The 16,974-nt window shown below is 57.8% G+C and carries 14 protein-coding genes, 1 tRNA gene and 2 rRNA genes (1 of these 17 running past the window's edge); 4 read left to right on the top strand and 13 right to left on the bottom strand.

The window, feature by feature from the left end; translation table 11 throughout:
* The 3 genes from IF204_RS12485 to IF204_RS12475 all read left to right on the top strand — a co-directional run.
* Nucleotides 1-1,135: ribosomal RNA gene (locus IF204_RS12485) — 23S ribosomal RNA — on the top strand (it extends 1,690 nt beyond the left edge of the window).
* 71 nt (nucleotides 1,136-1,206) lie between these two features.
* Nucleotides 1,207-1,321: ribosomal RNA gene (gene rrf / locus IF204_RS12480) — 5S ribosomal RNA — on the top strand.
* A gap of 90 nt (nucleotides 1,322-1,411) precedes the next feature.
* A tRNA-Met gene (locus tag IF204_RS12475) sits at nucleotides 1,412-1,488 on the top strand.
* A 96-nt stretch (nucleotides 1,489-1,584) separates the two neighbouring features.
* On the opposite strand, the gene IF204_RS12470 is transcribed toward IF204_RS12475, so the two are convergent.
* The 9 genes from IF204_RS12470 to IF204_RS12430 form a co-directional block, all read right to left on the bottom strand.
* Nucleotides 1,585-2,688, bottom strand: a complete 1,104-nt coding sequence (locus IF204_RS12470) for a TauD/TfdA family dioxygenase (protein WP_194097419.1) — start codon at nucleotides 2,686-2,688, stop codon at nucleotides 1,585-1,587.
* Nucleotides 2,689-2,919: 231 nt separating this feature from the next.
* Entirely contained in the window at nucleotides 2,920-4,428 is a 1,509-nt protein-coding gene (locus IF204_RS12465) for a sulfatase family protein (protein WP_194097417.1), read from the bottom strand.
* Nucleotides 4,425-5,807 carry a sulfatase-like hydrolase/transferase gene (locus IF204_RS12460; RefSeq protein ID WP_194097415.1) on the bottom strand — a complete coding sequence of 461 codons (1,383 nt, stop codon included), beginning with the start codon at nucleotides 5,805-5,807 and terminating at the stop codon, nucleotides 4,425-4,427. Before IF204_RS12460 ends, IF204_RS12465 begins: the two co-directional genes overlap by 4 nt.
* Nucleotides 5,808-5,816: 9 nt before the next feature.
* The gene (locus IF204_RS12455; protein ID WP_194097413.1) at nucleotides 5,817-6,569 is read right to left on the bottom strand and encodes a ThuA domain-containing protein; all 753 of its coding nucleotides are present in this window, start codon (nucleotides 6,567-6,569) and stop codon (nucleotides 5,817-5,819) included.
* A 9-nt stretch (nucleotides 6,570-6,578) separates the two neighbouring features.
* Entirely contained in the window at nucleotides 6,579-7,583 is a 1,005-nt protein-coding gene (locus IF204_RS12450; RefSeq protein ID WP_194097412.1) for a Gfo/Idh/MocA family protein, read from the bottom strand.
* An 18-nt stretch (nucleotides 7,584-7,601) separates the two neighbouring features.
* Nucleotides 7,602-8,690 (bottom strand): ABC transporter ATP-binding protein, encoded by a 1,089-nt coding sequence (locus IF204_RS12445; RefSeq protein WP_194097410.1) that lies wholly within the window; start codon nucleotides 8,688-8,690, stop codon nucleotides 7,602-7,604.
* Nucleotides 8,691-8,693: 3 nt separating this feature from the next.
* Nucleotides 8,694-9,593 carry a carbohydrate ABC transporter permease gene (locus tag IF204_RS12440; RefSeq protein ID WP_194097408.1) on the bottom strand — a complete coding sequence of 300 codons (900 nt, stop codon included), beginning with the start codon at nucleotides 9,591-9,593 and terminating at the stop codon, nucleotides 8,694-8,696.
* Nucleotides 9,593-10,435, bottom strand: a complete 843-nt coding sequence (locus tag IF204_RS12435; protein WP_228069181.1) for a carbohydrate ABC transporter permease — start codon at nucleotides 10,433-10,435, stop codon at nucleotides 9,593-9,595. The genes IF204_RS12440 and IF204_RS12435 overlap by 1 nt, the downstream gene beginning before the upstream one ends.
* Nucleotides 10,436-10,556: 121 nt before the next feature.
* Complete coding sequence (locus IF204_RS12430) at nucleotides 10,557-11,846, bottom strand: ABC transporter substrate-binding protein (RefSeq protein WP_194097406.1); 1,290 nt, start codon at nucleotides 11,844-11,846, stop codon at nucleotides 10,557-10,559.
* A 137-nt stretch (nucleotides 11,847-11,983) separates the two neighbouring features.
* On the opposite strand from IF204_RS12430, the gene IF204_RS12425 reads away from it, so the two are divergent.
* Entirely contained in the window at nucleotides 11,984-12,871 is an 888-nt protein-coding gene (locus IF204_RS12425; protein WP_194097404.1) for a helix-turn-helix transcriptional regulator, read from the top strand.
* 27 nt (nucleotides 12,872-12,898) lie between these two features.
* Here IF204_RS12425 and IF204_RS12420 read toward each other — a convergent pair whose 3' ends face one another.
* The 4 genes from IF204_RS12420 to hpaR all read right to left on the bottom strand — a co-directional run bounded on the left by IF204_RS12420 (nucleotide 12,899) and on the right by hpaR (nucleotide 16,721).
* Nucleotides 12,899-13,912, bottom strand: coding sequence for a quaternary amine ABC transporter ATP-binding protein (locus tag IF204_RS12420; RefSeq protein WP_194097402.1), 1,014 nt, complete (start codon nucleotides 13,910-13,912; stop codon nucleotides 12,899-12,901).
* Nucleotides 13,905-14,795: an ABC transporter permease gene (locus tag IF204_RS12415; RefSeq protein ID WP_167638919.1), complete on the bottom strand. Its 891-nt coding sequence runs from the start codon at nucleotides 14,793-14,795 to the stop codon at nucleotides 13,905-13,907. The genes IF204_RS12420 and IF204_RS12415 overlap by 8 nt, the downstream gene beginning before the upstream one ends.
* A gap of 84 nt (nucleotides 14,796-14,879) precedes the next feature.
* Nucleotides 14,880-15,890 carry a glycine betaine ABC transporter substrate-binding protein gene (locus IF204_RS12410; protein WP_456085618.1) on the bottom strand — a complete coding sequence of 337 codons (1,011 nt, stop codon included), beginning with the start codon at nucleotides 15,888-15,890 and terminating at the stop codon, nucleotides 14,880-14,882.
* A gap of 360 nt (nucleotides 15,891-16,250) precedes the next feature.
* Nucleotides 16,251-16,721, bottom strand: a complete 471-nt coding sequence (hpaR, locus tag IF204_RS12405) for a homoprotocatechuate degradation operon regulator HpaR (RefSeq protein ID WP_167638920.1) — start codon at nucleotides 16,719-16,721, stop codon at nucleotides 16,251-16,253.
* Between the last annotated feature and the right edge of the window lie 253 nt (nucleotides 16,722-16,974).

Below are 16,974 nucleotides of genomic sequence, written 5' to 3'. Positions count from 1 at the left end.
TGGGCCGGGGGCACAAACCAGGGGGTGGCGACTGTTTACTTAAAACATAGGGCTCTGCGAAGTCGTAAGACGACGTATAGGGTCTGACGCCTGCCCGGTGCCGGAAGGTTAAAAGGAGGAGTGCAAGCTCCGAATTGAAGCCCCGGTAAACGGCGGCCGTAACTATAACGGTCCTAAGGTAGCGAAATTCCTTGTCGGGTAAGTTCCGACCTGCACGAATGGCGTAACGACCTCCCCGCTGTCTCCAACGTCGACTCAGCGAAATTGAATTGCCTGTCAAGATGCAGGCTACCCGCGGTTAGACGGAAAGACCCCATGCACCTTTACTATAGCTTCGCACTGGCATCAGGTACAGCATGTGCAGGATAGGTGGTAGGCTTTGAAGCACGGACGCCAGTCCGTGTGGAGCCTTCCTTGAGATACCACCCTTGCTTTGCTTGATGTCTAACCGCGGCCCGTTATCCGGGTCCGGGACCCTGCGTGGTGGGTAGTTTGACTGGGGCGGTCGCCTCCCAAACAGTAACGGAGGCGCGCGAAGGTTGGCTCAGAGCGGTCGGAAATCGCTCGTTGAGTGCAATGGCATAAGCCAGCCTGACTGCAAGACTGACAAGTCGAGCAGAGACGAAAGTCGGCCATAGTGATCCGGTGGTCCCGAGTGGAAGGGCCATCGCTCAACGGATAAAAGGTACGCTGGGGATAACAGGCTGATGATGCCCAAGAGTCCATATCGACGGCATCGTTTGGCACCTCGATGTCGGCTCATCTCATCCTGGGGCTGGAGCAGGTCCCAAGGGTATGGCTGTTCGCCATTTAAAGAGGTACGTGAGCTGGGTTTAGAACGTCGTGAGACAGTTCGGTCCCTATCTTCCGTGGGTGTAGGATACTTGAGAGGAGTTGCCCCTAGTACGAGAGGACCGGGGTGAACGATCCACTGGTGGACCAGTTGTCGTGCCAACGGCAGTGCTGGGTAGCTATGATCGGACAGGATAACCGCTGAAGGCATCTAAGCGGGAAGCCCCCCTCAAAACAAGGTATCCCTGAGGACCGTGGTAGACCACCACGTCAATAGGCCGGAGATGTAAGTGCAGCAATGCATTCAGTTGACCGGTACTAATCGTCCGATAGGCTTGATCTGTTCCAGAAACAGCAACGCTTCAGAAACATACTAAAAACGTACTTCACTTGGAAATCTTGGTTCTTTCTCGGTCTGGTGGCTATAGCACGAGCAAAACACCCGGTCCCTTTCCGAACCCGGCCGTTAAGTGCCGTTGCGCTGATGGTACTGCGTCTTAAGACGTGGGAGAGTAAGTCACCGCCAGACCTAGTAAGAACCAAATTCTCTCTAAACATATCAATCTAATATCCCCATAAGCAGCTTCGCTAAAAAAGGGATAAGTGTTTACACACCCAACGCGGGGTGGAGCAGCCCGGTAGCTCGTCAGGCTCATAACCTGAAGGTCGTAGGTTCAAATCCTACCCCCGCAACCAATGTCTAACACATGCATTAGCAACAGAACGCCAAAGCAATGATAATCGCTTTGGCTCTATGCATTTGTGTCGATGGCCCTTGTGAAAACCGAGGGTCTAACGCGCTAAGACTCTGATCCGGCTATCCCATTCGCCACGGTCCACGTAGCAACCATTGAGATGGCGCAGCCCAGTCGCGGGATCAAACGCTTCGCGGCCATGAAGAACCCTTCTGTTGTCGAAGACGACCATCTCGCCTTTCGCGAGCCGCAGCGAAATTCCATAGGAGGAATCGCGCAACATCGACATGAACCTGCGGTAGGCTCGATAGAACGAGCGAAGCTGACGCGGTTCCAGATCAACAATGTCGGCGAGGTGAGCGTTGAAGCAGATCTCCGATATATCGCCCGCGTCGTCGAGAGTAATCACGGCTTTACGCGAACGGATGTCGGTGCAGCGGTCATGGAAGCGGAAAGGCACCTTTACCGTAGCCAGAACATCGAACACGTCAGGATCTGCCAACTTCAAGTCATTCGCGACCGCTACTCCGTCACAGAATGTCGATCCGCCGCCAGTCGCTTCATTGGCCAAGCAATGTAGGAACTGGTAGCCGGGTGGTAATTCCTGATTGGTGAGGTCGGTGTGGAGCGGTAGCGCCAACGACGTGTAGGCGAGGTTGTTCGGATCGGGCTTCGAAACGACCTCGAAATTTACGCCGAAATTGGTCTCACGCAGATGACCGACCTTGCGGGCGACGTCCATGCCAGCCTCGACGTTGTTAGCCAGACTGGTCACGATGGATACGCCATAGCGCTTCGTATCGGTCAGCCACGCAAAGAATGCTTCACGATCCGACGTGATCGCAGCTGCCGAGTGACGCGGCACACCGCCGCCGGTCAGTTCAGCGCGCCATGGCAAAGGTGCAATGGCTGCGGGATCGGCGCGCCGTTGACCGGGTCTATGCGCTTTCAGCCATTCGAGCGAAATCGTGCTGATCTCCTGCTCATTCCATTTCAGGACTAGGTCTTCACCCTGGATAGCGGCCTGCTCTGGTGTGATGTCGAGCGAAACGGATGTTAGGTCAAACGTCCGCTCCCCAGTCTGCGGATGAAACCCGCTCGGATCGGTGTCGCAAAGCCAGATGTATGGAAATTCGCCAAGTATTGCATCAGGCCAGCGAATCTGAAGGCCATCATTAAGAGTGGTCAGTGTGGGCTGCATGTGTGCTCCGAAAAAAGTCGTTGTCGTGGGATGACTTCATTCGGATTTGGGCGGAGGCCACCATTCGTGGACCTTCGCGTGCGGGTGGCCGGGGCATCTTCCCAAAACGGTGCACATGATCGCTATCTCTGCTGTCAAAAACAGCAAGACACGTCGGATAGAAAGCTGGCAAGCGAATGATGAAGCGCGGTAGCGATCCAAAAGTATCGGTCGCGCGGAAGACCGATACCATCAGTGGCGTGGAAGATCGCCGATCTCTGCCATTTTCGTATCGAGCAGGGCCTTCATATCAGTCAAAACTTCGCTGAATGCAGGGTTGTTTGCCTGATTGGTCAGTTCATGCGGGTCGTTCTCGCAGTCGAAGAGTTCCCACTCTGGTGGCTCATCGCCATCGTTCGCACCAAGTTGGCCTAGCGCTTCGTTGTACCAGTAGATGAGCTTCCACCGTTCAGTACGGATGCCGTAATGGGCAAATGCGTTGTGTACTTCGTCTTTGTGCATCCAATAGCGGTGATACGCCACGGTCTGCCAGTCCTTGGCAGTGCCCTCGAACAGTGGGCGCAAAGAGGTGCCCTGCATGTACGACGGGATCTGAATGCCTGCGAAGTCTAGAAACGACGGCGCGAAATCCACGTTCATTGCAATACGGTTCGAAGTCGAGCCAGCCGCAATACCCTTCGGGAACCGCACAAGAAATGGCATCTGAAGCGATTCTTCGTACATGAACCGTTTGTCGAACCAACCATGGTCCCCAAGAAAGAACCCCTGATCCGACGTGTAAATGACTATGGTGTTGTCCGTCAGCCCTTCGGTATCCAGCCAGTCCAGCAGCCGACCGACGTTATCGTCGATCCCCGCGATAGATCGCAGATACCGCTGCATGTAGCGCTGGTATTTGAATAGGTCGAGTTCCCGTTGGCTGTCGAAGGTAAAGCGCTCTCCCGTCGCGCGGTCAATCAGCACCAAGCCGTTGTAATCATGCGGAACCTTCCGGATTTCCTGATCGGGCCAGACGCGATCGCCGATGTTCTCGCCACCTTCTGGCTGCACGAGGCCGAGGTCTTCGTAAAACATATCCGCCCGCACTTTCATATTGGCAGCAGATGCGGCAGCGGCGCGGTTCTTGTAGTCGTCATCATAGGTGTCGGGGACCGGCAGCGGGTCGGTGTAGAGGTCATCATATCGCGGATGCGGACCGAAGGGGCGATGAGGCGCCTTATGATGGCACATCAGGAAAAACGGCCGCTCGGCATCGCGGCGCTCAAGGAAGTCGATACATTTGTCGGCGATCAAATCGGTGACATAACCTGTTTCGACGGACGGGCCTTCCGGACCAATGAAACGCGGATCGAAGTAGTCGCCTTGACCCGGTACGACTGACCATTCGTCAAAACCGGTTGGTTCGTGCGCTTTGCCTTCGCCCAGATGCCACTTGCCGAAAATGGCGGTCTGATAGCCCGATGCCTGCAAATGTTTGGCGACATTCGGCAGGCGGTTATCGAGGTGCGTGTCCAGTGTCGTGACGCAGTTCACATGGTTATACGTTCCCGTCAGGATCGAAGCGCGGCTCGGCGTGCAGATCGAATTTGTGACGTAGCACCGGTCGAGGCGCATCCCCTCATTGGCGATCCGGTCGATATTCGGCGTGCGCGCGACTTTCGAACTATAGGCCGAAATCGCACCGGCCGAGTGATCATCGGACATGATAAAGAGAATGTTGGGGCGGGCGTCTTTCGTCATTCTGCGGCACCTTTCAGGACTTCGTGGGTTCGCTCCGCCAATGGGTCGCTCACGGAACGCTGCCAGGCGAGAAGGCTTTCAATGAGGTCTGCACGAACGCTTTGCAGATCCGGCTGTGCGATAAGGTTCGTCATCTCACATGGATCGGTATCGAGGTCGAACAGCTGCTCGGCAAAGCAGCCGCGGCTCGTCCGTCCGTTCTCAGAGGGCCCCATGATTGGCTCGGGGTTTGGCAGATAAACGATGTATTTCCAGCGCTCGGCGCGGACAGATCGCTGGCTGACCCCATGGACGCCGAAAAGATGTTCGGTGCGTTTGGGGCCAAGGAGGCTCGTGCCATCAGCTGCGTACTCGGACGGCACTCCTGCGATGTCGAGGATCGTCGCGGCGGTATCCGCGTGCCAGACGAGGTCTTCTCGGACAGTCGGCTCAAACCCGCGACCATTGATAATCAACGGGACCTGAACCGAGTGCTGATACAGGTTCTGCTTGCCCATCAGCCCGTGCTGGCCAAGCGCGATGCCGTGGTCAGCTGTATAGAAGACCAGAGTGTTCTCTCGCTGACCCGTCTCATCAAGCGTACGGATAATTTGGCCGATCGCATCATCAAGGTGCTGAACCATGCCGTAGTAGTCGGCGATGTGCCGGCGGATCGCTTCAGGGGTTCGCGGCAGCGCCTCAAGCGACTCGTCGCGGACCAGCATCTCTCCGTTATCGAAGAGGTGAGAAGGGGCGAAGTTGGCGGGCAGTGAAACGGCTTCGGGCGATACCGCAAACTCGGGCGGCGGTGTGCGTGGATCGTGCGGCGCTGTGAAAGCGACTTGCATGAAAAACGGTTGAGCTGTGATGGCTCCGCACAGGAACTCCTGAGCAGCCTCGCGGAACAGGTTGGTCGAGAAACCTTTGCCTACGACCGCGTTATTCTCGTTGTATTCACCTGTGGAGTCGAAGCCATGCAGCGGTACGCGATCATGGTCGCTCATGCCGCCGAACATGACCCGCGAAGCCGAGGAAAACGACCGCGCGAATGTCGCGCGATCGTTATGCCATTTACCGATAGCGTGCGTCCGGTAGCCTGCTTGCCGCAACAGCTGCGGCACGGTTGGCATATCCTCGGATATCGCGAATGCTTTGCCGCCGAAGTCCAGACCGCTCGGATCTTGGGACGCGGCAAAGATGTTGCGTCCGGTCAGAAGCGATGCCCGTGACGGCGAACACACCGCCGGATGCATCCCGCCCTGACAATGCGCGCGCGTGAAGTTCGCACCTCCAACTGCCAAGGCATCAAGATGCGGCGTCGCGATGCCTTCGCAGCCGTTGATGCCGAGCGTTTCGAACCTGTGATCGTCGGCGATGAGCAGGATGATATTCGGACGCACGCTCGCCTCTTAGCTCTGGGGCGCGATGGTTTCGAGCGGCTCTTCGATGTGGCGGTTCACCAGCCTGACACCATCCTCATGACGGGTGACGCACCAGCGTGCGGCGTTTGCCAGCACTTGCCGGACTTCGGGCATGTAGTAGATCGGGAATGCCTCATGTCCCGAGCCGAAGTAGAAGATGCGCCCCCGTCCACGATGATAACAACAGCCCGAGCGGAAGACTTCACCGCCCTCGAACCAGCTGACAAAGACCAGATGGTCGGGCTGCGGGATGTCGAACGGCTCGCCGTACATTTCCGACTGGGGAATGAGGATCGACGACGGCACGCCTTGCGCAATCGGATGGGCGGGATCGATGGCCCAGATGCGCTCGCGTTCACCGCCCGGATGTTCGCGCCACGACAGGTTGGCATTGGTGCCCATCAGGCGCTTGAAAATCTTGGAGTGGTGGCCCGAGTGCAGGACAACCAGCCCCATTCCGTCGAGCACACGCGCTTGGATACGGTCGACCAGCTCGTCGGGTACCAGTTTGTGAATGCAGTGGCCCCACCAGAACAGCACGTCGGTGTTGTCGAGGATGTCGCCACCGAGGCCGTGGTCGTCATCATCGTAGAAAGTCGCAGTGCGGATTTCGAAGTCGTCGTTTTCAATCCCGTCGGCAATCACCTTATGAATGCCCGTCGGGTAGACCTCGCGGATGTGCGGATGTTCGCGTTCGTGATGGCCTTCGTTCCAGATGGTAATGCGGATTTTGTCAGACATTTTCGTCCCTTAAATGCTTGTGGCCAGCGCCAATGCTGCGCTGTTCTGTTCGCTGGATTGTTTGGCGAGGTCCCAAAGCTCGGCGAGGTGCAGGCTCTGTTCGGCAGACGACGGGTTAGGTGCGCCGCCGATCACTTTGACAAATGTGTCGAGCACCGCGCCGTCGGCCTCACCGCCGGCATTGCGGATAGTCTGGTTGCCTTGGCGCAGCTCGGCCCACTTGCCCCAAATGTCGAGTTTCACGATGGCGTTCTCGAAATAGAGCGTCAGCGCGGACTCGCAGCCTTGGGTCGTCTCGCCGCAGAAGCTGAGCGTCACGGGAATATCGCCGTCGAGGCGGGCTAGAACGCCGCCGACGAGTTCGTAATTCTTTCCGCGATTGCCGAGGTTGGCAGCCACTTGCGTATAGCTTCGGCCCGTCGCCTGAAGAACGGCGTTGAAGAGGTGCGAGCCGGTGTCACAGATGAACCCGCCGCCGGACAGTTCCGGCACCTGCTTCCAGTTGCCGACGTAGCGCTCCTGCCAGTGCTCCCAGACCTCGCCGCTGACGGCGAGCAGTTCGCCGAAATCCCCCGCCGCAATGCGCTGCCGGTAGCTGTCGATGAGCGGCGAGAGCGAGGACTGATAGGCCACGACGACGGTCCGGCCTGCCGCATCTCGGGCGGCGAGAATTTCACGGGCCTCGTCGGCAGTCAGCGCCATTGGCTTTTCCAACAGGACGTGGAGGCCAGCCGCAAGCGCCGCCTTGGCGTAGGTCTGGTGGTAGATGTGCGGGGTCGAAATATAGACCGCGTCAATGTTGTCTTTCTCGGTGGCCAGCAGCGCCTCGGCGGTTTCATAGGCCTTCGGTGCGTCCGCGCCGGACTGCACGACGATATCGCTGTAGCGCTTGATTGACGCTCCACTTGTGTCGGTAAGGGCCACGATCTGCGGCGCGTCGGCGCTACCCGTCCACGTGCGGGCATAGCTGGCGGCTTTGAGACCGCAGCCGATTATACCAAGTCTAATGGACATGGTTTTCCTTTCAGTATGTCAGGCGGTTTGCGAACGGATCGCCCTGCCTTCGTTATCGAAAATGTGGCAGGCCGAAGGGTCCACGGCCAAACGGATGGGCGTACCTGAGGGCAGCGAATGGTCCCCCGGAACGCGGGCAATGCCGGGCTCGCCGCCCGTTTCGAACGAGATGTACGTCTCCATTCCGAGCCGTTCGGACAGGACGGTGCGGGTTTCGATCTCGGCCGGTTCATGCGGCTCGGCGAGGGTGAGGCTTTCGGGGCGGATGCCGAGCTGAACGGGGCCGGCCTGAATGCCTCCGATCGCGGGTAGATCAATTGGCCAGCCTGCATCGGTGCGAATGCGGACAACATCACCCGCGACGCTTTCGACTTTCGCGGGGAACAGGTTCATCTTCGGAGAGCCGATGAACTGCGCGACAAACGTATTCTCCGGCTTTTTGTAGAGGCCGATGGGATCGTTGGTCTGCATGACCTGACCGTCTTTGAGAACGACGATCTGATCGGCGAGCGTCATGGCCTCCACCTGATCGTGGGTCACATAGATGATTGTCGCGCCAGTCGAACGGTGAAGCTCCTGAAGCTCGGCGCGCATCTGCACACGCAGCGCCGCGTCGAGGTTCGACAGCGGTTCGTCGAACAGGATGACCGAAGGCTCCTTAATGATCGCGCGGCCAATGGCGACACGCTGGCGCTGACCGCCAGACAGCGCGCTAGGCTTGCGGTTCAGGTAGGGCGTCAGTTGAAGGCGCTCGGCGATCTCACCGACGCGGCGCTTGATCTCGGCCTTCGGCGTCTTTTTCAGATCGAGCGAGAAGCCGATGTTCTCTGCCACAGTCATGTGCGGGTAGAGCGCGTAGGACTGGAACACCATCGCGATGTTCCGCTGCTCCGGTGAGACGTCGTTCATGACCTTCCCGTCGAGCAGGAACTCGCCGCCCGAGATGTCCTCTAGCCCTGCGATCATGCGCAGGAGGGTGGACTTCCCGCAGCCCGAAGGACCAACGAAAACAGCGAATTGGCCGTCTTCGATCCGGATGTCCGCGCCCTTGATGACCTCGTGGCCACCAAAGGACTTGCGGACCTGATTGAGTACGATTGTGCCCATGATTTATCCTTTCAAACCGCCGCCGAACGTCTGGACGAGGAACCGGCGCGCGAGCACGAAAGCGATGATGGCGGGCGCGGTGTAGACGATGGCGATGGCGGCCAAGAGGCCGTAGTCGATCTCGTTTGCCCGAAGGAATGCGCTGAAGATGCCAATCGGGAGCATCCGCAGTTCGGGCGAAGAAACGAAGGTGAGGGGAACGAGGAAGTCGTCCCAGCAGGCGATGAAAGCAAAGAGCCCCGATGCTGCCAGACCAGGCATGGCAAGCGGCAGAAGCACGCGGCGCAAGCGCTGACCGAAGGTGGCACCATCCATGACGGCGGCCTCTTCATATTCGCGCGATACGCTGTCGAAGTAGGTCTTCATGATCCAAAGCGCGAGCGGCAGGTGCATCGTGGCAAGCAGCAGGATGAGTCCTAGATACCCGTCAATAAAGCCGACGATCTGCATCACGTCGCGCATATGCTCTCGCGGAACGACCTGAAGCACCAGCCAGCGCATTCCGTTATTGAGCGCGAGCATGACCTGATACAGCGGCACGATCAGTGCGGGCGGTGGGATGACGCGGATCAGGATGATCGAGTAAAGGAAGGGCCGCTTCCACCATGCGTTTGTTCGCGACAGGGCGTAGCCCCCGAAGCCGGAGAGCAGCATCACGATCAGTGTCGCGCCACCGCAGACGATCAGCGAGTTGATCAGCCAGCGCAGTCCGTCTTCTTCGGCGAAGACGCGGTAGAAGTTGTTGAGCGACACGCTGTCAGGCGTTTCGAGGAAAAGCCCTGCGTTAGTGTCGAATGCGGCGACAAGAAGCCAGACGAACGGCATCAAGCAGTAGATCGACAGGACGATCAGAACGCCGTAGCGGCCGGCCTCTGCCTTGGTGGATGTTTTCGAGAGTGCCATCAGACCTCCACCTTCAATGCGCGGACGTAGAATGTGCCGATGATGAGAGAGAAGATCAGCAGCACCACCGCAATCGCGGAGCCGTAGCCGAGCTGATACGAGCCGAACGACTGGTTATAGATGTAGATGCCGACGATCTCGGTCGCGCCTGCGGGGCCACCGCGGGTCAGCGCATAGATCAACGAGAAAATTGCGATGGTCGTGACGGTCGATACCAGCAGGTAGAGGAAGATCGTCGGGACCAGCAGCGGCAGCGTGATCTTGCGGAACGCTTGCCATGTGGTCGCGCCGTCCATGCGGGCTGCCTCGTAAAGCTCCTCAGAAATCGCCGACAGGCCCGAGGTCATCAGGATCATGGCAAAGCCGATGCCGCGCCAGATGTTAACCACGATGATCATCGACAATGGGAACGTGACAAGCCAACGCTGCGGATCGACACCGAACCAACCGACGATCTTGTTGAGCGTGCCGTATTCTCCCGTCGCCAACATCGACGACCACATCAGCGCCGCGACAACACCCGGAACGGCGTTCGGCATCAGGATGATCGCATTGAAGAAGGGACGAAGGGCGAACTGCCGTTTCAGCAAGATGGCCGACAAAAGGCCCAGCACGAGCTGGCCAATGATAGCCGAGAAGAGCACGAACCAGAAGGTAATGACGAGCGAGCGCCAGAACGTGTGGTCGGAGAAAAGCTTGGTGTAATTGTCGAAGCCGATGAAGCGCGGGTTGAGCGCGGCCGGACCGGTGAGCGACAGGTTCGTCATGCTCGTGTAGATCGCGACGCCTGACGGATAAAGGACGAAGGCAAAGAGTAGGATCGCCGAGGGAAGCACGAGCATGCGGTTCCTCAGCATCTCCCGACGTTGGTAAGTCGAAGGCATTCTTGGGAAGTCCCTGCGAGCGGAGAAGGGGGAGCGGCGCACGCGGCGCCGCTCTGTTGCTTGCGAGTGGGAGGGGTCGTTACTCGACCATGTCCTCGCCGAGAATGTTGCTCACATAGTCAACGAGGATCTGCTGTGCGCCTGCCGCATCGGCATTGCCGAGCAGGAGCGCTTCGGAGCCGCGCCCGATACCTTCCATCACTGTCGAGAATCCAGGCGCGGTCGCGACTGAACGGCCGTCTTCGAGCTGGTCGAGCAGCGGAACGAGGGCGGTCAGTTGCTGGAAGCCGTCGGACTCGATGGCGTCAGCACGCGAAGGCAGGTTGCCTGACTTTTGCGCGTAGCTGGTCATCAGTTCGACCGAACCCATCGCTGCGAGCACTTTCTTGGACGCTTCGATGTCGACCGCCGAAGAACTGACCATCCACGGGTGGTTCAGGTTCACCAGAACAGACGGCGCATCGCCGTTCACGTTCGGGACTTTCCACGTGCCGACTGCGCTCTCGATGTTCGGGATCGGGTTCTTGGACTCGGGACCCCAATCGAAGATGTAGCACCACGAACCGCAGGTGGTCATAAGCAACTCGCCAGCGGGGAACATCTCGTACTTGGGGATGACCCACGGATCGGGGCCGAGCAGCGGGTCGACCGGCACGACTTCGGCTTCGATCATTTTCTGATAGAACTCGAAGACTTCGCGAACGCCGTCGCTGGTCAGGTTGAACGTGCCACTGTCTGTGACCAGTTCGGGGGTCGAGCTGTTGGCGAGCAGTAGACGGAAGCTTTCGATATAGGTGCCGCCGCCCCACGTCACGCCCATCGGCATGAGCAGGGAATATTCGCCGGTCTTTTCCTTGGCCTCGATCGCGCGGTCCAGCAGGGCATTCCAGTCGGCGGGCTGCTCGGTCGAAACGCCGGCTTCGCTCAGCACGTCATTGCGGAAGTAGAACTGCTGCATCGCAAGCATAGTCGGCATCGTGTAAATAACGCCGTCGGTCTCGGCCAGTTCGCGAGCGATCGGGAACATGTTGTCCCACGCGTCGGAGCCTTTCACCTCTGCCGTGACATCAACCAGATAGCCAGCGGTCGAGAAGTCCACGATCTCGCCCGATGAAGGCAGAGAGAAGACATCAGGACCGGTGCCAGCGCGCAGTTCGGTCAGCAGTTTGGAAATGTATTCTTTGTCAGGGCCGGGGTATTCAATGACTTCGATATCGATGCCGGTCTGCTCTTCGATCATCGGCACAACTGCGTTGAGCGCGTCGATGCGGGCCTGTCGGTGCTCGGCGATACGGACGGTGTCCGCCCAGACGTTGGTTGCACCGAAGGATGCCAGTGCAATCGCACTGACCATCAATTTGGTCTTCATGATATTCCTCCCTTGAATGATGCCAAACGACTGGCGCCTCCACGCCACCCTTCAATCAAGGGGATGCTTCGCTTGACATTGCTCAATCAGGATATGCACGCTCTTCATGACGTGTCTTGGGAGGGGTTGATACGTTTATGGGTTTATTTGATCTGCCTGAGATTCCTGTCGTGACGCTCGAAGCGGAGATGGGACCGTACAATTCGTTCCACATCAGCCGCCCGCTCGTGAAAAGCTCGCCGCCCGCGCTGCCGCACAAGCACGAATTCTACGAGGTGTTCTGGATCGCGACGGGCTGTTGCCTTCACTTCATCAACAATCAACGCGTTGATCTGTCTGCCGGAGAATTGGTGTTCATCCGGCCTGATGACGTCCACGCCTTCCAAAATCGCGAAAAAACGCCCTGCCGGATGATCAATGTGGCCTTTTCGAGCCAAACTGCCGATCATTTGCTTGAGCGATACGGGGCGGAGTTCGCGGGGCGGTACTTCTGGTCCAATGCCGAAATGCCAGTCTCTGTCTCGCTGAACCAGCAGGGGCTGGACGAATTAGCACGGCTGGAGGCGGCGCTCGACCAAGGCGCGCGGTCACTCGCGCGGATCGAAGGTTTTTTGCTGAATTTGACGACCGGCTTGCTGCCGACTGAAAACAATGTGCCCTCCGCGACGCCGCAGTGGCTCGCACGTGCTTGCGAGGGGATGCGCGATCCAGATGCGCTGCGCGAAGGCGTTCCGCTGCTGATCGAGCGGACGGGGCGGAGCCACGAGCATGTGTCCCGCACGTTCAAACGCGTCTTCGGTCAGACGCCGTCGTCTTGGGTCAACGGGTTGCGGATGGAGCTGGCTGCGCGGATGCTCGTCAGTGAGGATTGGCAAATTCCTGAGGTCGCGCTGGCCTGCGGGATCGAGGACCTCAGCCATTTCTATCGCCTTTTCCGTCAGACTTATGGCGTCAGTCCGATGAAGTACCGCAAGCGGGAAAAGGTCGATCTGGTCCATCCGCTCCGCAGTCAGAAGCGGGCATGAAAAAGGGCGCTCGCAGCGCCCTTTTCGTTATCCGTGGAGTGCTTCGATGGCTTCGGTCAATTTGACCACGCCGGCGAGGCTGCCGTCCCGCTTTGTCACGCCGACCGTCTGGTCGGGCGCTTGGGCGAGCGGCTTTAGCGCGTCTTCAAGCACCGTTTCACCGTCGAGTGTCGGCCCTGCAAAGGATTCGACCGGACGGGCCAGCGCGCGCAGTTCGATGACCTTGGCGCGGTTAATGTCCTTGGTGAAGTCGGCGATGTAGTCGTCGGCAGGCTGCATCACAATCTGCTGGGCGTCGCCCTGCTGGATCATCGCACCGTCGCGAAGGATCGCGATGTTGTCGCCAAGGCGCAGTGCCTCGTCGAGGTCGTGCGTGATGAAGATGATCGTCTTGTTCAACTCGTCCTGAAGCTGAAGCAGGATCGACTGCATGTCGAAACGGATCAGCGGGTCGAGTGCCGAGAACGCCTCGTCCATCAACAGGATTTCAGGGTCGGTCGCGAGTGCACGGGCAAGGCCCACACGCTGCTGCATCCCGCCTGAAAGCTGACCCGGATAGTGCTCTTCGTAGCCGGACAGACCCACCCGGTCGATCCAGTAGTTCGCACGCTCGCGTGCTTTCGCATCGTCAACGCCCTGAATTGTCAGACCGTAGGCGACATTCTCGTGCACACGGCGGTGCGGCAGCAGGCCGAACTTCTGGAACACCATCGCGGTCTTGGTGCGGCGCACCTGACGAAGTTGCTTTTCATCCATGTTCAGGACGTTTTCGCCGTCGATCAGGATTTCGCCGTCAGTCGGCTCGATCAGGCGGTTGATGTGACGGATCAGGGTCGATTTGCCCGAGCCCGACAGGCCCATTACCACTTGGATCTGCTTTTCAGGGATATCGAGCGATACATTCTCGATCCCCAGAACATGCCCGTGTTGATCCAGAAGATCGGGCTTCGACATGCCGTTCTTGACTAGCGGCAGAACCTTTTGCGGGTTCTTGCCGAAGATCTTGTAGAGGTTTTTGATTTGTACCTTAGCGTCAGTCATTGCCGTGCCCTTTGCGATAGGCTTGCAGGCGCTTGCCGTAAGTTTGCGATACGCGGTCGAAGATGATGGCGAGCGCCACAATAGCGAGACCGTTCATCAGACCAAGCGCGAGGTACTGGTTCGAAATCGCGCGCAGCACCGGCACACCGAGGCCCTTCACGCCGATCATCGACGCGATCACGACCATCGACAGAGCCATCATGATGGTCTGGTTTATACCCGCAAAGATGTTCGGCAGTGCCAGCGGGATCTGAACGCCGAGCATCTTCTGCTTCGGGCTCGCACCAAATGCATCGGCCGCTTCGAGGATATCCTTGTCGACGAGGCGAATGCCAAGGTTCGTCAGGCGCACGATCGGCGGGATCGCATAGATGCAGACAGCCAGCAGGCCGGGGACTTTACCGATACCCAGCAGCATGACGACAGGGATCAGGTAAACGAAGGACGGGATCGTCTGCATGACGTCGAGCACGGGCGTAATGATGGCCTGTGCGCGGTCGGAGCGGGACATGAAGATCCCGATCGGAATGCCCAAAACGATACAAAGTAGTGTCGCGACAGAGATAATCGCGAGCGTTGCCATCGTGTCTTCCCACATACCGAGGTAGCCGATGGCGATGAAAGCGAGAACAGAACCAACAGTGATCTTGACCGAACGCGAGCCGAGCCACGCCAGACCACCGACAATGATAAGAATAATCGGCCACGGGGTGGCAATCAGAAGCTTCTCGAACCAGACCAGAAACTTGAGCAGCGGGTCAAAGAAGTTTTCGAGTGCCTCACCGTAGGCGCGAGAGAAGCCTTTGAAGGCTTCGTCGATCGTTTGCTTAAATTCGCTGAGAGGGCGGCGCCCAAGCGCGGGAAATTCTTCAAACATTTCCATTCATTTTCCGTTCATAGTGACCGTGCGGCCTATGTGAAACGGGGGGCGCAAACGGCCCCCCGTAACATTGAGTCGATCGAACTCTTACAGTTCGCCGTTGATGGCTTCTGCAGCTTCGTCCGATACCCACTCGGTCCAGATTTCCGGGTAGGTTTCGAGGAAGTACCATGCAGCATCTTCACCGGTTGCCTGCTGGTCGTTCATGTACACGAGCATCGTGTTCATGATCGAACCCGGGAATACGCGGTTGCCGAGGTATTCAACAGCAACGCCACCTTCGTTCATCAGACGATCGGTGATGACCGTGTGAACTTCGGATTCGGTGTACGAGGTCGGCTGCGGGTCAAGGCAGTCCTGCTCGGCCAGTGCGATACAGCCATCCCAGTTTTCCGAGCCGCCCCATTCGGTTTCCCACTCGAGCAGTTCAAGGTCGTACTTGCCGATCAGTGCAGTCGGAGCCCAGTAGTAGCCGAACCATGCTTCGTCACGCTCGGACGCTTTCGCGATTGCGCCGTCAAGACCGGCAGCCGAACCCGGATCAACCAGAACCCAGCCTTTTTCTTCCATGTCGAATGCGCGGAAGAGGTTGGCGTTGGTCAGCTGACAGCCCCAGCCCGCCGGACAGCCCATGAAGGCGCCTTTGGATTCGTCTTCGACATAGGGGAACATTTCCGGATGCTCGATCAGCTTTTCAACTGTGTCGAGATCGGGGTGATCTTCCGCGAACTTGCGGGTGACCCACCAGCCTTCGCCGAGGTCAGTGATCGGGCCCGCGATGACCGAATGCAGGCGACCTTCGTCCATTGCTTTTTCGAGCGGCTCACGAACAGCATTGATCCAAAGCTCGCCAGCAACGTCAGGCTCGGCTTTTTCGTTCATCGAAGCGAAGGTGGTGGTCGTTGCGCCGGGGATCAGTTCGACATCGCAGCCGTAGCCTTCTTCGAGAATGATCGCATCAACGTTCGCCATAAGCTCGGCCGAAGCCCAGTTCATTTCAGCCATCGTGAGCGAGCCACATTCCTGAGCGCTTGCAGCACCTGCGAGGCCAGTTGTCATTGCCAGAGCGGCGAAAACACCAATTTTCTTGAATTTCACTTGATCGTCTCCCTGTTGTTTTTGTCCCCACTCACGCGGGGCTCAAGATCGCGTGTAGTCGAAAAACGACATAGTGCGCGGACCATTGTCGTAAACTGAACATAGCGAAAATTGGCTGTAAACAGTAACAGCCATTGTTTTTGGGTATATTAAACTTTCGTAATGCTTATACCACATCACGCTCAGATTACAAAATCGCCACAAATTATACGGCTTTTGCAGAGATAGCTTTGCAAAGGGAGGACGCCAGCCATGATGCAATTTTACAATGCTTGACTTGGATAAGCGGTCGATTTCAAAATGAAAAATCCCGCCAGAAGGGCGGGATGCAATCGACGATAAACTTATAGCTGTGCTGACTTAGTCGTCCTGCTTCTTGTTGAGTGAGAGCCAGACGCTCTCCAACTCATCGAGCAAAGTACCCAAACGCGTCTCACCGAGGATGTCCTCGATCTCCTCATAGACCGCGTTGCTGATCGGATCGACATTCTGAACGAAGTGCAGACCATCGGCGGTGAGCTTCACGAGCGCGCGACGACCATCGCTCGGATCGCGGCGGGTGGTAATGTAGCCCTTGGAGTCGAGCGTCTTCATGATGCGCGTCAGCGAAGGCGCCAGCAGACACGCACGCGCTGCAAGATCCGACGCATCGGTTTCGCCCGTCTCGTTAAGGACGCGCATCACGCGCCATTGTTGCTCGGTGACGTCGGATTCGACTAACACCGGGCGAAAGCGCTCCATAACGGCTTCGCGAGCGCGAAGTAACGCCATAGGCAGCGTCCGCTGAACATCGGTCCGCTGCAACTTATCTTTGGTGAATTTCCCCGTCATTCACGCATTCCTCGGTCAATCCGTCTCGCTGTGGTCTAAAATACCTTACTTGACAACAATCAAATGTGTCTTCGTTTCACGATGAGAAAGAGTTTCTATAACTGCGCGTTCTATGTCGACCGCTCTGCAGGTCAAATTCTAGAGATGCGCGGCAAGTTGCAACCCGTTCGTGAGACAATTTTAAATTTAATAGAAATGCTGTCTATAATGCCCACGGGTTGTTTGTATCACATTCCAGCAGGCGGGGCACTGC

Origin of the sequence: Marivivens aquimaris, assembly GCF_015220045.1 — a bacterium.
Classification (GTDB): Bacteria; Pseudomonadota; Alphaproteobacteria; order Rhodobacterales; family Rhodobacteraceae; genus Marivivens; species Marivivens aquimaris.
Note: the sequence above shows the minus strand (reverse complement) of the source record. Positions and strands in the feature narration are given on the sequence as shown.